The sequence below is a fragment of the Actinoplanes sp. NPDC026670 genome (assembly GCF_040638175.1).
GTDB lineage: Bacteria > Actinomycetota > Actinomycetes > Mycobacteriales > Micromonosporaceae > Actinoplanes.
The window spans coordinates 49,436-64,936 of sequence record NZ_JBEZXU010000035.1 but is presented as its reverse complement, the minus strand read 5'-3'; the positions used below and the strand labels follow the sequence as shown (position 1 = coordinate 64,936).

Annotated in this window: 14 protein-coding genes; 10 read left to right on the top strand and 4 right to left on the bottom strand. The window is 72.5% G+C overall.

From position 1 onward, the window contains the following. Positions 1-79 precede the first annotated feature (79 nt). Both AB0E94_RS30445 and AB0E94_RS30440 read left to right on the top strand, forming a co-directional pair. Positions 80-769 (top strand): PH domain-containing protein, encoded by a 690-nt coding sequence (locus AB0E94_RS30445; RefSeq protein WP_360333057.1) that lies wholly within the window; start codon positions 80-82, stop codon positions 767-769. A 91-nt stretch (positions 770-860) separates the two neighbouring features. Then, positions 861-2,234 (top strand): glycoside hydrolase family 6 protein, encoded by a 1,374-nt coding sequence (locus AB0E94_RS30440; RefSeq protein WP_360333054.1) that lies wholly within the window; start codon positions 861-863, stop codon positions 2,232-2,234. Between the two features lie 46 nt (positions 2,235-2,280). Here the strand turns inward: AB0E94_RS30440 and AB0E94_RS30435 are convergent, their stop codons facing one another. Further along, positions 2,281-2,721, bottom strand: a complete 441-nt coding sequence (locus AB0E94_RS30435; RefSeq protein WP_360333051.1) for a DUF6326 family protein — start codon at positions 2,719-2,721, stop codon at positions 2,281-2,283. A 158-nt stretch (positions 2,722-2,879) separates the two neighbouring features. On the opposite strand from AB0E94_RS30435, the gene AB0E94_RS30430 reads away from it, so the two are divergent. The 3 genes from AB0E94_RS30430 to AB0E94_RS30420 all read left to right on the top strand — a co-directional run bounded on the left by AB0E94_RS30430 (position 2,880) and on the right by AB0E94_RS30420 (position 5,809). Further along, positions 2,880-3,995: a histidine kinase gene (locus AB0E94_RS30430; RefSeq protein ID WP_360333048.1), complete on the top strand. Its 1,116-nt coding sequence runs from the start codon at positions 2,880-2,882 to the stop codon at positions 3,993-3,995. After that, the gene (locus AB0E94_RS30425; RefSeq protein WP_360333045.1) at positions 3,995-4,645 is read left to right on the top strand and encodes a response regulator transcription factor; all 651 of its coding nucleotides are present in this window, start codon (positions 3,995-3,997) and stop codon (positions 4,643-4,645) included. The genes AB0E94_RS30430 and AB0E94_RS30425 overlap by 1 nt, the downstream gene beginning before the upstream one ends. 78 nt (positions 4,646-4,723) lie before the next feature. Next, the gene (locus AB0E94_RS30420; protein ID WP_360333042.1) at positions 4,724-5,809 is read left to right on the top strand and encodes an endonuclease/exonuclease/phosphatase family protein; all 1,086 of its coding nucleotides are present in this window, start codon (positions 4,724-4,726) and stop codon (positions 5,807-5,809) included. A gap of 61 nt (positions 5,810-5,870) precedes the next feature. On the opposite strand, the gene AB0E94_RS30415 is transcribed toward AB0E94_RS30420, so the two are convergent. Further along, positions 5,871-7,010 (bottom strand): WD40 repeat domain-containing protein, encoded by a 1,140-nt coding sequence (locus AB0E94_RS30415; RefSeq protein WP_360333040.1) that lies wholly within the window; start codon positions 7,008-7,010, stop codon positions 5,871-5,873. Between the two features lie 163 nt (positions 7,011-7,173). On the opposite strand from AB0E94_RS30415, the gene AB0E94_RS30410 reads away from it, so the two are divergent. Genes AB0E94_RS30410 through AB0E94_RS30400 form a run of 3 tightly spaced genes read left to right on the top strand, consistent with a single transcriptional unit; the run spans position 7,174 to position 10,315 of the window. Continuing rightward, positions 7,174-7,758: a PadR family transcriptional regulator gene (locus AB0E94_RS30410; RefSeq protein ID WP_360333037.1), complete on the top strand. Its 585-nt coding sequence runs from the start codon at positions 7,174-7,176 to the stop codon at positions 7,756-7,758. Next, a complete protein-coding gene (locus AB0E94_RS30405) occupies positions 7,755-8,480 on the top strand; it encodes an ABC transporter ATP-binding protein (RefSeq protein WP_360333034.1) in 726 nt (241 codons plus the stop codon). Before AB0E94_RS30410 ends, AB0E94_RS30405 begins: the two co-directional genes overlap by 4 nt. Further along, entirely contained in the window at positions 8,477-10,315 is a 1,839-nt protein-coding gene (locus AB0E94_RS30400) for an FtsX-like permease family protein (RefSeq protein WP_360333031.1), read from the top strand. The genes AB0E94_RS30405 and AB0E94_RS30400 overlap by 4 nt, the downstream gene beginning before the upstream one ends. A gap of 31 nt (positions 10,316-10,346) precedes the next feature. Here the strand turns inward: AB0E94_RS30400 and AB0E94_RS30395 are convergent, their stop codons facing one another. Next, positions 10,347-11,525, bottom strand: a complete 1,179-nt coding sequence (locus AB0E94_RS30395; RefSeq protein WP_360333028.1) for an EAL domain-containing protein — start codon at positions 11,523-11,525, stop codon at positions 10,347-10,349. A gap of 187 nt (positions 11,526-11,712) precedes the next feature. On the opposite strand from AB0E94_RS30395, the gene AB0E94_RS30390 reads away from it, so the two are divergent. Together AB0E94_RS30390 and AB0E94_RS30385 are read left to right on the top strand one after the other, a co-directional pair. After that, on the top strand, positions 11,713-13,044 hold the full coding sequence (locus tag AB0E94_RS30390; RefSeq protein ID WP_360333024.1) for an amidohydrolase family protein: 1,332 nt from the start codon (positions 11,713-11,715) through the stop codon (positions 13,042-13,044). Positions 13,045-13,071: 27 nt separating this feature from the next. Next, the gene (locus tag AB0E94_RS30385; RefSeq protein ID WP_360333021.1) at positions 13,072-14,454 is read left to right on the top strand and encodes an FAD-binding oxidoreductase; all 1,383 of its coding nucleotides are present in this window, start codon (positions 13,072-13,074) and stop codon (positions 14,452-14,454) included. Between the two features lie 10 nt (positions 14,455-14,464). Here the strand turns inward: AB0E94_RS30385 and AB0E94_RS30380 are convergent, their stop codons facing one another. Further along, positions 14,465-15,415 (bottom strand): LysR family transcriptional regulator, encoded by a 951-nt coding sequence (locus AB0E94_RS30380; protein WP_360333018.1) that lies wholly within the window; start codon positions 15,413-15,415, stop codon positions 14,465-14,467. Positions 15,416-15,501: the final 86 nt, after the last annotated feature.

Genomic DNA, 15,501 nt, shown 5'->3' with positions numbered 1-15,501 from the left:
GCGACGGTCCCCACCGTATCGGCCGGACGCCAGTCCGACGCCGTGTTGTTCCGGGTGCTCGCAGGTCCACAATGGTGGGATGGGTGAGTATCGGGTCAGCCGCTCGATGTTCGTGCGCGGGACCGTGGTCATCGGCGGCGGGACGGTGGCGCTCGTCCTGATGTTCGCCACCATCGAGTCGATGCCGGCGCTCGCACGGGCCGCAATCACCCTGGTGATCGTGGCCGCGGGTGGGCTCGCGTTCTGGTCGACGCTGTCTCGCACGAGTTTCGACGACGACGGCGTCCATGTGCGGATGCTGTGGACGCGCCGGAGCTTCCCGTGGCCGCAGATCCAGGACGTGCGCGTCGACAGTCAGCGGGCCGCCGCGGCCATGTCGAACCTGGCCCCCGCCGAGCGCGCGGTTCTCGTCGACAGGTCCGGCCACATGGTGAACCTGCCGTACCTGGAGAGTCTCAACGTCGAGCTGCGCGGCTCGTCCTTCGCGCTGGAGTTCGACCGGGTCCACGCGGCCTGGGTGCAGCGCCGGGGCGCGGACTGGGCGCCCGATCCGGCCGCGGCCGCCCGTTTCGGGTACCGGCTGAGGCACGGCAATCCCTGGCTGCGGTCCGCCTACTGGGCGATCGGCGCGCTGGTGGCCGGCATCTTCCTGGAGGATCTGCCGTTCCCGTTCGGGCCGGGCTCGATCGTCTGGTTCCCGCTGCTCACCTACGCGGCGGTGGCGGGGCTGCTGCTCAGCCGGCGTCGCCGGGCTCTCCGCACGGTCTGAGGCCCAGCCCGACCGGGACGAATGTTGCCAGTCGACATCGAACCGGTTAAATTCTGGGAGCGCTCCCACTCCCATCCCCAGGAGAGGACCCATGGCCCGTTCCCGCGTCGCCGCTGCTGCTGCCGCCTGCACCACCGTGGCCGCAGCCGGCGTACTGATCGTCACCGGCACCGCCTCAGCCGGCACCATCTCCGGAACCCTCTACCGAGACCCGAACACCGCCGTCGCCCGCTGGCTCGCCTCGAACTCCGGCGACTCCCGGGCCGCGGTGATCCGCGACAAGATCGCCAGCCAGCCCGCCACCCGCTGGCTGTCGAACTTCAACATCTCCACCGTCGGCGCCGAGGTCGCCGGCTACGTCAGCGCCGCCAACGCGGCCGGGCAGATCCCCGCCCTGACCGTCTACGGCATCACCAACCGCGACTGCGGCGGCGCCAGCTCCGGCGGCGCGCCCGACCTCACCCAATACCAGACGTGGATCGGCAACATCGCCCGCAACCTGGGCGGCCAGACCGTCGTCCTCAATCTGGAACCCGACTCGATCGCCCTGCTCACCTGCCTGAGCAGCACCGAGATCGCCGCCCGCAACCAGGCCCTGCGCACCGCCACGCAGACCCTGAAGGCCGGCAACCCGAACGCCAAGGTCTACCTCGACGGCGGGCACTCGGCCTGGAACAGCGCCGGCGACCAGGCGTCCCGCCTCGTCGCGGCCGGGATCGCCAGCGCCGACGGGTTCTACACCAACGCCTCCAACTTCCAGCCGACCAGCGCCGAGTCGGCGTACGGCCGCTCGATCATCTCCTCGCTGAACGGGCAGGGCGTCAGCGGGAAACGGCAGGTGATCGACACCAGCCGCAACGGCGGCGCCAGCGGCGACTGGTGCGGCGACGACAACACCGACCGCCGGATCGGCCAGTACCCGACGGTGAACACCGGCGACGCGAGCATCGACGGCTACCTGTGGATCAAGCCGCCGGGCGAGGCGGACGGCTGCCGGTACGCGGCCGGGTCGTTCCAGCCCGACCTCGCCTACAGCCTGGCCAGCACAGCGCCCAACCCGCCGTCCTCGCCGACCTCGTCACCGTCGTCGCCGTCGTCCTCCCCCTCGTCGTCACCGTCCTCGTCACCGTCGGCCTCGTCGTCACCGTCGCCGTCGCCGTCACTGCCGACCGGCGCCTGCGGGGCGACCCTGCGGGCGGTGAGCACCTGGAACGGCGGCTATCAGGGCGAGGTCAAGGTCCAGGCCGGCAACGGTACGCCCAACGGCTGGACGGTCTCCTGGACGCTGCCGGCCGGGTCCACGATCAGCCAGGTCTGGAACGGCACGCTGACCTCGTCGGGCTCGACGGTCAGCGTCCGCAACGTCTCCTGGAACGGCAACCTGCCCGCCGACGGCTCCACCACGTTCGGTTTCATCGCCACCGGCACCACCGGAACGCCGACCCTGACCTGCACCTCTCCCTGACGTGACGGCCGGGGCGCGCCCGCACTCGCGCCCCGGCCGTCCGCCTTCACCGATCGCGGCCGGCAGCCACCCGCGCCGCGCCCGGCCAGCGCCAGGCGAGCCGGACGACGACCGCCAGGAGCACCATCTCGATCAGGGTGCCGGCGATGTAGTACGCCCAGCTCTCCCCGATCAGCGTCACCGCCACGGTGACCAGGAAGATCAGGCCGACGACCAGGTTGGCGATCCGGTTGGCCCGTGCCGGGGCGAGCAGCGAGACGGCCACCATCAGCGCCGCGACCACGATGTACAGCGTGGTGAGCAGCAGGAACGTCTGGTCGATGGTGAACCCGGCGCCGGACACCCGGTCGGCGAGCACCCCGTTGATCACGTCGGCGCGGAAGAAGCCGAAGATGTCGACGTAGGCGAACACCAGCAGCGTGGTCACCCACAGGCCGCTGAGCACCACCTTGACGTCGACCCTGGTGTCGAGAAGTTCTCCGTGCACGGGACCGTCTCCCTCCGGTTGGACGGCCCCCAGTGTCCGCCGCACCGGCGCCCGAGCGCCCGGCTCCGGTGGCCGGGACCGACCTGGACCATCGGACAGGCGAACCGCTGGTCGTTCGGCGGGGCCGGCGCAAACGCCCGGTCGCTACTGTGAATCCCGTGTGGAACGTCGCGCGCCTGTCGCCGTACACCCGCCTGGATTTGACCCTCGCTCTTCTGGTCTTGACCGTGCTCGTCGTGCAGACGGCCCTCGCCGAGCCGGCCCTGCCGCCGGTCGCCGTGGTGTTCGGCTGTGGTCTGGCGGTCGCGGCCCTGGTCCGGCGGATCCATCCGCTGCCCGCGGTGGTGTACGCGTTCGGCGGTTTCGCGTTCCTCGACGCCGCCGCGTTCGCCGCGGGCCGCGCACCCGTGGTCCTGCACTGCGGGTGGGTGGTGCTGGTGCTGGCCTACACGCTGCTGCGATGGCGGTCCGGCCGCGACGCGGCCATCGGGTCGGCGGTCATCGCGGCGGCTGTGGCGGTCATCGTCGGCGTCGACTTCCCGGGGTACGCCGAGACGGCCGCCGGGATCGCCGTCGTGCTGTGCGCCGGCGCCCTGGGCGCGTCGATGCGCTACCGGGCCGTCGCCCGCGAACAGCTGATCGTGCGGGCCCGCCTCGAGGAACGCGAACAGCTGGCCCGGGAACTGCACGACACGGTGGCCCACCACGTCTCCGCGATCGCGATCCAGGCGCAGGCCGGCCTGTTCCTGGCCCGGTCGTCGTCGCTGAGCGGAGCGACCGACGCCCTGTCGACCATCAACCGGGAGGCCGCCCGGACGCTCGCCGAGATGCGCGCCATGGTCGGCACCCTGCGTGACCGGCGGCCGCAGCCGGCCCCGGTCCCCCAGCGGCGGATCGCCGACCTCGAACGCCTCGCCAACAGCGGCGCCGAGGATCTGCGCATCGGCGTCGAACTGCACGGTGACCTGACCGGCCTCGCGCCGGCCGTCGAGGGCGCCCTCTACCGCGTGACCCAGGAGTCGATCACCAACACCCGGCGGCACGCGCGACAGGCGACCCGGGTGCGGGTCGAGGTGACCGGCGACGCCACCGACGTCCATCTGACGGTCAGCGACGACGGCGCCCGCGGCACGCCCGCCGGTGGCCCACCCGGGTTCGGCCTGGTCGGCATGACCGAACGGATCACGCTGCTGGGCGGCACCCTCACCGCCGGGCCGTCCCCAGACCGTGGCTGGACCGTCCGCGCCGTCGTTCCCCGCCGGGGCGTGACCTGATGACCATCCGGGTCCTCATCGCCGACGACCAGAACATCGTCCGGGCCGGACTGTCCACGATCCTCAACGGCCAGCCCGGCATCGAGGTGGCCGGGCAGGCCCCCGACGGGCGCACGGCCGTCGCGCTCGCCCGCCGGCTGCGGCCGGACGTGTGCCTGTTCGACATCCGGATGCCGGTCCTGGACGGCATCGAGGCCACCCGGCTGCTCGCCGGGCCGGACGTGCCCGACCCGCTCGCCGTCGTCGTGATCACCACGTTCGACACCGACGAGCACATCTACGGCGCGCTCCGGGCCGGCGCCCGCGGGTTCCTGCTCAAGGGCGCCGAACCCGACCAGCTGGTGCAGGCGATCCACGCCGCGGTGCGCGGTGACGCGCTGATCGACCCGGCCGTCACCGCGCGGCTGCTCGCCACGTTCGCCGCCGGCCGCGCCGCCACCCCCGCCGAGCCGATCGACGCCCTGACCGACCGGGAGGAGGACGTGCTGGCCCGGGTGGCGCTGGGCCGGACCAACGCCGAGATCGCCCGGGACCTGCACATCAGCACGAGCACGGTCAAATTCCACCTCACCGGCCTGCTGGCCAAACTCGGCGCCCGCAACCGCGTCGAACTGGCCATGTGGGCCTACCAGACCAACCGGATCACCTGACCCGGCACGAGGGAACCGGTGGCCGCTCACACCATCGGGGCATCGGCAGAGCAGGAGTACGTCTGGGAACCTTCGCCGGTGAAAACGCGCTGGATTCCGATCGTCGCTCTCTCGCTCGCCGGCACCATGGCCCTGCCGGCCTGGGCCGAACCGGTCGCGGCCAAACCCGTCGAGCCACAGCATCTGAAGGTGATGACCCACAACATCTACCTCGGCGCCAGCCTCACCCCGGCCCTCACGGCCCAGACCACGCCGGCGTTGCTCACCGCGGTCGCCACGATCTACGCCCAGGTTCGGGCGACGGATTTCACCGTACGCGCGGAGGGGCTCGCCGAGGAGATCAAGCGGGAGCGCCCCGACCTGATCGGGTTGCAGGAGGTGACCACGTGGACGACGAGCGGTCCGGGCGCCGGCCCGTCCCAGGACTTCCTGGCCATCCTGCGGCAGGCGCTCGCCCGGCGCGGCCTGCACTACGCGGTGGCGGCCACCTCGCCCGCCACCGACGTCGGCCCGATCCCGCTGGTCGCGCCGTGTGCCTCCGCCACCGTCGGGGCGTGCACGCTGCGCCTGCAGGACAGCGACGTGGTGCTGGTGAACGAACGCACGCCGGGTCTGCGCTGGTCGACCCCGCGCAACGGCCTCTACCAGGCCCGGCAGAGCATTCCGCTGCCGGCGCCCGGGGTGCCGCCGGTGCAGCTGGTGCACGGCTGGGCGTCCGTCGAGGCGAAACATCACGGGGTGCCGTTCCGGTTCGTCACCACCCATCTGGAGACGACGCAGGCGCCTGCCGTGCAGCGGGCCCAGGCCACCGAGTTCCTCGCCGGTCCGGCCGCCGGGCCGGGGAACGTCATCGCGGTCGGTGACTTCAACTCCGCCGCCGACGGCAGCACCACCGACACGTACCAGCTGCTGACCAGCCGCTTCCGGGACGCCTGGACCCGTGGGCCGGGTTTGACCTGCTGCCAGAACTCCGACCTGAACAATCCGGCCCCGCAGCTGACCTCCCGGATCGACCTGGTGCTGCTCAAGGGCGCCGCGTCCGCGAAGACCGCCCGTGTCGTCGGAGCGAACCCGTTCCGGGCCACCGCGCCGCGCTACACCTCCGACCACGCCGGCGTCGCCGCGACCATCGGCTGGCACCGCCCGGCCGGCCCGCGGAAGTAGCCCGCCGACCGCGACCGGACCGGATCCGTCGAGGACTGACCGATCCGGTCCGGTCGCCCGGTCAGGACGGGGCCTCGTCGGTGATGTGCCACAGCCGCACCTTGTTGTCGGCGCCGGCGGTGACCAGGCGTTTGCCGCCGGCGCTGATCCGCAACGCCCAGACCGGGCCGACGTGGCCGGTCAGCGGCGCGCTCTCGGCGGCGCCGGTCGCGCTGTCCCACAGCCGTACGGTGCCGTCGTCGCTGCCGGTGACCAGCAGATCCCCGCCGCGGGCGAACCGCATGGCGCGGATCGGGGCATTGTGTCCGGTCAGCGGCGCGATGCTCGGCTGCCGGGTCGTGGTGTTCCACACCTGGACGGTGAAGTCGCCGCCGGAGGAGGTGGCCAGCAGCTTGTGGCCGAGGCTGAAGGTGAGCCCGAGCACCGGCCCGGAGCTGGCGGCCAGCGGTTCACCTGCGGGTTCGCCGTTCATCGGGTTCCAGAGCCGAATCAGGTTGCCGCCGCCGGACGCGGCCAGGAGCCGGCTGTCCGGGCTGAACCCCATCGCGTAGACCGGGCCGGGGGCGACGGTCCGCGGCTCGCCGACGGGGCGGCCGGTCACGGGCTGCCACAGCCGCACCGTGTTGTCGGTGCCGGTGGTCGCCAGCCGTTTGCCGTTGCGGCTGAACACGACGTTGCGTACGCCACCGGTGTGCCCGGTCAGGGTGTGCACCAGGCGCCCGGTGGCCGGATCCCACAGCCGGACGGTTCCGTCGTCGCCGCCGGTGGCGACCAGTTTTCCGGTCGAGCTGAACGACACCGTGCGCACCGGCCCGGTGTGGCCGGTCAGCGGCGCCCCGAAACGCTCGCCGGTGGCCGGGTCCCACAGTGCCACCCCGCTCTCGCCGGCGACGGCCAGCAGCTTGCCGTCCGAACTGAACTCGACGGCGTGGACGGTCCCGGTGATGCCGGTGATCGGCACGCCGGCCGGACGCCCGGTCGCCGAACTCCAGACGCGCACCGCGCCGGCGCTGACGGTGGCGAACATCCGGCCGTCCGGGCGCAGCGCGATCCGCCCGTTCACACCGTCCACGACGGCACGGAGCTGGGCGTCGAGGTCATCGCCCTTCGGCGCCGCGACCGCGGATGCCAGGGCGAGCGAAGGTTGCCAGGTGACGGGCACGGCGACGGTGAACCCGAGTAGGGCCACCGCGGCCGTCACACCGGCACCGCCCGCACGCAGAAGTCCTCTTTGAGTATTGGTAGCCACGTCCGTACCGTAAGAAGACGTTTTGGGGGAATCTTAGTTTTTGGCCGTTTTCATTCCGCCGAGTAAACGTGGGCGCCTTGACCGGCCCGCGTGTATACCCGGTATATTACTCGGTATGAGTATCCGGCACACCCTGTTGGCCCTGCTCAGCGAGGGCCCGAAATACGGCCTTCAGCTGCGGCAGGAATTCGAGGCCAGGACCGGTGAGGTGTGGCCGCTCAACGTCGGGCAGGTCTACACCACCCTCCAGCGGCTCGAGCGGGACGGCCTCGTCGAGTCGGACGACAGCGGCGACGGGAAACCGCAGAACGCCTTCACCATCACCCCGGCCGGCACCGACGAGCTGCGCACCTGGCTGCTCACCCCACCCGACGTCGTCCCACCGCCACGCGACGAGCTGGTCATGAAAGTGCTGGTGGCCATGCGGGTGCCCGGCGTGGACATGCCACAACTGCTTCAGGCGCACCGGCGTCACCTCGTCCAGGCGATGCAGGAGTACACCCGGCTGAAAGCCGACCTCACCGACTCCGAAGTGGAGCTGTCCCTGGTCGCCGACTCCGAGCTGTTCCGGATCGAGGCGATCGTCAGATGGCTCGACATCGCCGACGCCAGGCTCGCGCGCCTGCCCGCCACGACCACCGCCGACCGCCCGGCCGCCACCGCCCGGCCCGGCCGCCGGATCGCCGGGATCCGGCGATGACCGCCGTCCTCGAGCTGCGCCGGGTGTCCAAGACCCACGGATCGGGTCCCACCGAGGTGCACGCGCTCCGCGAGATCGACCTGTCCGTGCGCGGTGGCGAACTGGTCGCGGTGATGGGCCCCAGCGGATCCGGCAAGAGCACCCTGCTCACCATCGCCGGCACCCTGGAGGAACCGACCAGCGGCAACGTCGTCATCACCGGCCACGACCCGGCCGGCCTGTCCCGCGACGCCCGCGCACGCCTGCGACGACAGGCCATCGGCTACGTCTTCCAGGACTTCAACCTGCTGGCCGGGCTCACCGCCGTGGAAAATGTGGCCCTGCCCCTGGAGCTGGACGGCACACCGGTCAAGGCCGCCCGGGCCGCCGCCATGGACGTGCTCACCAAACTCGATCTCGCCGACCGCGCCACCCGGGACCCCGACGAGCTGTCCGGCGGCGAACGGCAACGCGTCGCCATCGCCCGCGCCGTCGTCGGGCAGCGCCGGCTGCTGCTGGCCGACGAACCCACCGGCGCCCTCGACTCGCTCAGCGGCGAGACCGTCATGCGCCTGCTGCGCCGGGCCGCCGACGACGGCGTCGCCTGCGTGGTCGTCACCCACGACGCCCGGATGGCGTCCTGGGCCGACCGGGTGGTGTTCCTGCGCGACGGGCGGCTGGCCGACCAGACCGTGCCGAGCCCCGGCCCCGAGTCACTGCTCACCCCGGGTGACGGCCGATGAGCCGCAACGGCGGGCTCCCGGCCCGGCGCGCCGTCGTCCGCTGGGCGCTGCGGCTGTTCCGCCGCGAGTGGCGGCAACAGCTCGCGGTGCTGACCCTGCTCACCGTCGCCGTCACGGCGGCCGTCCTCGCCGTGTCCGCCGGCTACCACGCGACACCACCCGCCACCGCCGCCTTCGGCACCGCCCGCCAGGCGCTCACGCTGAACGGCGACGGCTCACTCGACGCCCGGCTCGCGGAGGCCCGCGACTGGTTCGGCACCATCGACGTCATCGGGCACACCGACCTGCCGATCCCCGGCCCCACGGGCACGGTGGAACTACGCCGGCAGGACCCCTCCGGGCCATACGCCGCACCGATGCTCCGGCTACGTGACGGCCGCTACCCCACCGGGCCCGGCGAGGTCGCGCTCACCGACCAGGTCGCCGCGCGTCTGCCGGCTGAGGTCGGCGGCACACTGACCCTCGACGGCCGTACCTGGACCGTCGTCGGCACGGTCGAGAACCCCGGCGACCTGCGCGCCCAGTTCATCCTCGGCGCGCCCACCGCCGGCGAACCGCCGCAGTCGGTCACCGTGCTCACCGACGCCACCTTGCAACGGTTCGAGCAGTACCTGGAACGGCACGGCCGTCCGGCGTACGCCCTGCGCCCCTCGCTTGTCTGGGTCGAGGCGGCCGCCGGGGTGTTCAGCGTCTTCACCGTCGGCATGCTGCTCATCGGGCTCATCGCGGCGGCCGGTTTCGCCGTCGTCGCGCACCGGCGGCAACGCCAGCTCGGCATGCTCGCCGCGATCGGCGCCACGCCCCGGCACCTGCGGCTCGTGCTGCTGGCCCACGGTGCCGCGGTCGGCGCCACCGCGGCCGCGATCGGCACGCCACTGGGTGCTCTTGCCTGGTTCGCCGTCACGCCCCGGTTCGAGACGGCGGCCGGTCACCGGATCGGCGCGCTGGACCTGCCGTGGGGGCAGATCGCCGTCACCGTCCTGCTCACGATCCTGGCCGCCACCGCGGCCGCCTGGCGCCCGGCACACTCCGCGGCCCGGCTCCCGGTGACGCTCGCCCTGTCCGCGCGCCCGCCACGGCCCAAGCGGGCCCGCCGGTCGGCCGCGGTCGCAGCCGTGCTCGTGGTGCTGGGCATCGTGGCGTTGCGGCTGGTGCAGAGCAACCGGCCGGCCGACGGTGACGCGCTGACGATCGGTGACGTGGCGCTGGTCGTCGGCGGCACGCTCGCGATCGGGTTCGCCCTGCTGTCGATCGGGCCGTCGGCGATCCGGCTGCTCGCGGCATCGGCCGGCCGGCTGCCCGTCGCCACCAGGCTGGCGTTTCGCGACCTCGCCCGCCATCAGGCCCGGTCCAGCGCCGCACTGGCCGCGATCAGCGTGGCGCTGGCCATCCCGGCGGCGATCGTGATCGGCGCGCGGGCCCTCGAATCCGAACCGGCCTCGGGCGACGGGCTGGGCGCCCTGCGCGCGATCGCCACCACGGCCGGCGCGCTGCTCGCGCTGGTGATCCTCGCCGTGACCGTCGGCCTGATCAGGGCCGAGGCCGCCGGTGACCTGCGTACGCTGACCGCGGTCGGCGCGACCCGGCGTATCCGGCGCGCCCTGACCTCAGCCACCGCGGGCGGGCTCGCGCTGCTCGGTGCGGTTCTGGGCATCCTCGCCGCGTACACCGTCATCCTGGCCGGCTCGTCCGCCGAGCAGTTACGCGAACTCGCCCGCGTACCGGTCGTCGACCTGACCGTGATCGCCGTCGGCGTGCCACTGATCGCCACCGCGCTCGGCTGGCTGCTAGCCGGCCGCGAACCGCGATCCCTGACCCGGGCACGACTGGAGTGACGCCCACCAGCGCCGGATAGCGGCACGGGTCTCAGCGGTGGCGGTTCAGCAACGCCCGGGCCACCACCGCGACGGACGGCAGGTGGTCGACGGTCACCAGTTCCAGAGCGCTGGACGTACGGACACCGACCGCGCAGCCCCGGCCCGGAGCGATCGCCGCGACCACGAAGTCGGTGGAGGCGGGCTGGTCCAGGACGATCACCGGGCGGCCGCTGCCCGCCAGGTCGGCGAGGGACAGGGCGACACCCGGCACCCCGGTGTCGGCGCCGGACATCACCACCACCGCGGTGTCGTGGGCGGCGGCGACGTCACGCAGGCGATGCAGCGCCGCGGCCACCTCGGCGCGGGTGGCCGGCGCGGGGCTCGACGCGCCGGCGGCACAGTCGTACGGCTGCGCCATCAGGTCATGGAATCCGGGCCGCGCCGGCCGCAGCAGCCCGACGGCGCTCGCGTCGTACCGATGCCGCTGTTGAATGGCGGCCGGCCGGCCGAACAGCCACCCCTGCCCCCATCGGGCGCCCAGCAGACGGGCGGTGTCCAGGTCCGCGGCGGTCTCGATGCCTTCGGCGACCACCAGCGCGCCGGTCCGTTCGGCCTCGGCCCGGACCACCGCGCACACCGACCGGGTGTGGTCGCTGTCCGGGTCACGCAGCAGGCTCATGTCCAGCTTGATCACTTCAGGTTCGATGAGCGGCAGGAACGCCAGCGACATCGGGTCGACGCCGACGTCGTCGAGGGCGAGCCCGTTGCCCCAGCCCTGTGTCTGCCCGGCGATGCGCAGCATGCTGCCCGGCACGGCGGCCAGCGCACGCTCGGTGAACTCGACGACCTGACGGAACGGCAGGCCACCGCCGACGAGTTCGACCAGGCGCGGTGACAGCGGCTGGTCGAGGACCGCCGGCTCGGCGTTGGTGAACAGCAGCGGCGGCGGTTTGTCGGCGGCGATCGCGAGTTCCAGGGAACGTTCCGAGCACAGCAGGTCGAGCGCGCCGAGACAACCGGCTTCGATGGCGGCCGCGAACAGGCGGTCCGGGTACTCCAGCACGGTTCCGGCCGGGCCGCGGGCGAGCGCCTCCAAACCGATGACCAGGCCGGAGGCGAGGTCCACGATCGGCTGGAAGACAGGTTGCACCAGCCGCCCGGCCAGCACCTGTTCGATGGTGACGCCACGGGCGGGCGACCCCGCCGGGGCGTGAGCGGCTGGGATCATGGACGCCTCCCTGCGCCGGGCGCGACTGGACCTCCTGACCTTCGGCAGGGCCGGCCGCCGGTGAAGTGGTTTCCCGGAAGCCATCGCCGATTCCGATGGGCCCCACCGTCAACATCGTTCAACGGAGCCCTCCAGGTCCGCGATCGTAGGTGTCGCATCCCTTTCCGGACCGAAAGAGAAATCTGTCATGACTCGCAAGTTGATCCGCGGCGGCCACGTGCTCTCGATGGACCCCGCCGTCGGCGACCACGCCGGCGGTGACGTCCTCATCCAGGACGGCGTCATCGTCGAGGTCGCGCCGCACCTCGCCGACGACGGCGCGGAGGTCGTGGACGCCCGCGGCATGGTCGTCATGCCCGGACTGGTCGACACCCACCGGCACACCTGGCAGGGCGCGTTCGCGCAGGTGGCCGCCGACTGGACGCTCAACGAGTACTTCGCCGGCGTCATCGGCCGCCTGTCGCCGCTGTTCACCCCGGACGACGTCCGCGACGGCACCCTGTTCGGCGCGCTGGAGGCCGTCGACAGCGGGGTGACCACCCTGTTCGACTGGGCGCACATCATGAACACGCCGGAGCACGCCGACGCGTCGGTGGAGGCGCTGCGGACGGCCGGTATCCGGGCGGTGTTCGGCCACAGCGTGCCCACCTCCGACCCGTCCTGGTACATGGGCAGCGACAAGCGGCACCCGGAGGACGCCCGGCGGGTCGCCGCGCAGTACTTCAACTCCCCCGACCAGCTGCTCACCCTCGCCCTGGGGGTCCGCGGCCCGGAGATGGCCACCATCGACGCCACCAGCGACGACCTGGCCCTCGCCCGTGACCTGGGCGTCCGCGCGTCGATGCATGTCGGGGTCGGCCTGCTCGGCGGGCAGCGGGCGATCACCCAGCTGCATGACCGCGGGCTGCTCGGCCCGGACCTGATCTTCCTGCACGCCAACACGTCCACCGACGACGAGCTGAAGATGCTGGCCGGCGCCGGGGCCTCGGTGTCGGTGTCGGCGCGCGTGGAGATGATGATGGGCCACGGCTTCCCGGTCACCGGCCGCCTGCTGGAGGCCGGCATCCGGCCCGCTCTCTCCGTCGACGTGGTGGCCGGCGTGCCCAGCAGCCTGTTCGACGAGATGCGGTCGGTGGTCGAGGCCGAACGGCTGCGCCAGTACGACCGGCTGCTCGCCGCCGGCCAGGCCCCGGCCGCCGTGCCGGTGACCACCCGCCAGGCGATCGAGTTCGCCACCATCGAGGGCGCCCGCACGCTCGGCCTCGACCACCGGATCGGCTCGCTCACCCCGGGCAAGCGGGCCGACATCATCCTCGTCGACACCGGCCGGTCCCCGCTGCGGCTGCCGGCCGACCCGGCCGCCGCCGTGTTCTTCGCCGACGCCCGCGACGTCGACACCGTCCTGATCGACGGCGAGTTCCGCAAACGGCACGGCGCGCTCGTCGGCGTCGACGCCCTCGCCGTCCGGCAGCGCGCACAGGCCTCCCGCGACCGGCTGCTGGCCGGCCCCGCCAACTGACCTCACCAACATAAGAGGAGACCCGAAATGACCCACACCCTCGACCTCGACTGGCTGACCGCGAACGTCGTCGGACCGGTGCTGACCCCCGGTGACGACCGCTACGCCGAGGAGACCGCCACCTGGAACCAGGCCCTGATCCACCATCCGGTCGTCGCGGTCGGCGCCACCTGCGTCGCCGACGTGCAGGCCGCCGTACGCTTCGCCGCCGCCAACGACCTCCCGGTGGCGGTCGTCGCCACCGGCCACGGCGCGTTCGTGTCCGCGGACGGCGCCGTGCTGATCAACGTGCGCCGGATGGACTGCATCACCATCGACGCCGAACAGCGCACGGCCACCGTCGGCGCGGCCGTCGAGATGCAGAACCTCGTCGACGACGCGGCCGAGGAAGGGCTCGCCCCGATCGCCGGGTCCTCGCCGAACGTCGGCGTCGTCGGGTTCACCCTGGGCGGCGGCATCAGCCCGGTGCTGGGCCGCAGCCTCGGCTACGCCGCCGACCACGTGATCGCCGCGGAGATCGTCACCGCCGACGGGCAGGTCCGCACCGTCGACGCGGACACCGAACCCGACCTGTTCTGGGCGATCCGCGGCGGCAAGGGCAACTTCGGCGTCATCACGTCACTGACCGTCGCCCTGTTCCCGGTCACCAGGTTCTACGGCGGCGGGCTCTTCTTCGAGGGCGGACACGCGAGTGCGGTGCTCACGGCGTACCGCAAAATGATCGAAACCGCGCCCGAGACGCTCACCGCATCCGTCGCGTTCCTGCGGCTTCCGCCGCTGCCGTTCGTGCCCGAGCCGCTACGCGGCCGGTTCACCGTGCACGTGCGCATCGCGCATCTGGGGTCGGCCGACGAGGGCGCCGAGCTGATCGCCGGGCTGCGGGAGGCGGCGCCGGCGCTGATCGACGACGTCACCGAGAAGCCGTACCCGATGATCGCCGCCATCCACGCCGACCCGGTCGATCCGCTGCCCACCTATGAGGTGTCGGCCGAACTCGGCGACTTCCCGCACGAGGCGGCCGACGCACTGCTGGCCGTCGCCGGGCCGGACGCCGACATCCCGGTGCTGATGATCGAGGTCCGCCAGCTCGGCGGCGCGCTCGCCCGCCCGCCGCGGACACCGAGCGCCGTCGAGCACCGCGACGCCGGCTTCCAGCTGTTCGCCGCCGCCGTCGGCGCACCCGGCATGGCCGACGACTTCCGGCCGGCCCTCGACGGCGTCACCGCGGCACTCGCGCCATGGGCGACGGGCCAGACCCAGATCAACTTCCTTTCCGGGTACGACCTGAGCGCCGACGCCGTGGCCAGAGCCTATCCGCGTGACGTCTTCGAGCGGCTGACCGTGGTCAAGGGTGCGTTCGACCCGCGCAACATGTTCCGGATCAACCACAACATCCCGCCGGCTGGCTGACCCGTACCGCTCAAGGCCGTCTCCCCGCAACCACCGGGGAGGCGGCCTCGGTCCGGCCCACCGCCCGCAGAATGCTCGCCAGCAGCGCCGCGGTGGCCGCCGACGGGTGCCGGTCGCTGGGGGTGGCCATCGCGATCGGCAGGCACAGCGAGTCGTCGTCGATGTCGATGATCGCGATGCCCTCCTCGTCCTCGTTGCCGGCCCGGGGCGCCAGAGTGACACCCAGCCCGTTACGGACCAGGCCGAGAGCCGTCTCCTGATCGGCCGCCTCGAACGGAATGTTGCGCACGATGCCGGCACCGGCGAACGCCCGGTCGGTCATCGTCCGATTGCCCCAGCCCGGCGGGAAGTCGACGAACGTCTCATCGGCCAGATCCTCCAGCATCACCGAGGTGGCGTCGGCCAACCGATGCCGGCGCGGGCAGATGAAACACCACGGAATCGACCCGAGATGATGCAGCTTCACACCGTCCGGATGGTTGCGGGTGCCGACCATCGCCAGATCGAGCTCACCGGCGACGATCGCCTCCAGATGGCCGGCGCTGCCCCGCGGCGAGGTCCGCAGCTGGAAGGTCACCTGTGGATGGGTGACATGGAACCGGCCCAGCACCTTCGGCAGGTCGACGACCAGCAGACCGCGCGAGGCCGGCCGCACACCGATCGACGTCAGGGTGCCGATCCGGATCGTCCCGCGCAGACCGCCGCGCACCTGGTCCACCGTGTCCCGGGCGCGGCGTTCCGCGCTGAGCAGCCCACGCGCCTCCGGCAGCAGAGCCGTGCCCGCGTCGGTGAGCACCACACCGGCGGCCTCCCGTACGAACAGCGGCAGGCCGAGCTCACGTTCCAGCTTCTGGATGGTCGCCGACACCGCCGACTGGGCCACCCGCACCCGCCGGGCGCCTCTGGTGAAGCTGCCCTCCTCGGCGACCGCGATGAAATATTCAAGCTGACGAAGTTCCACGGCCATCACTATGGCCGACCGTTGTTCCGAACCAGTCAACAGCGGTCCGCCGGCTTTCTCTGCGCACCGGTCGCGCTCGCCGAAAC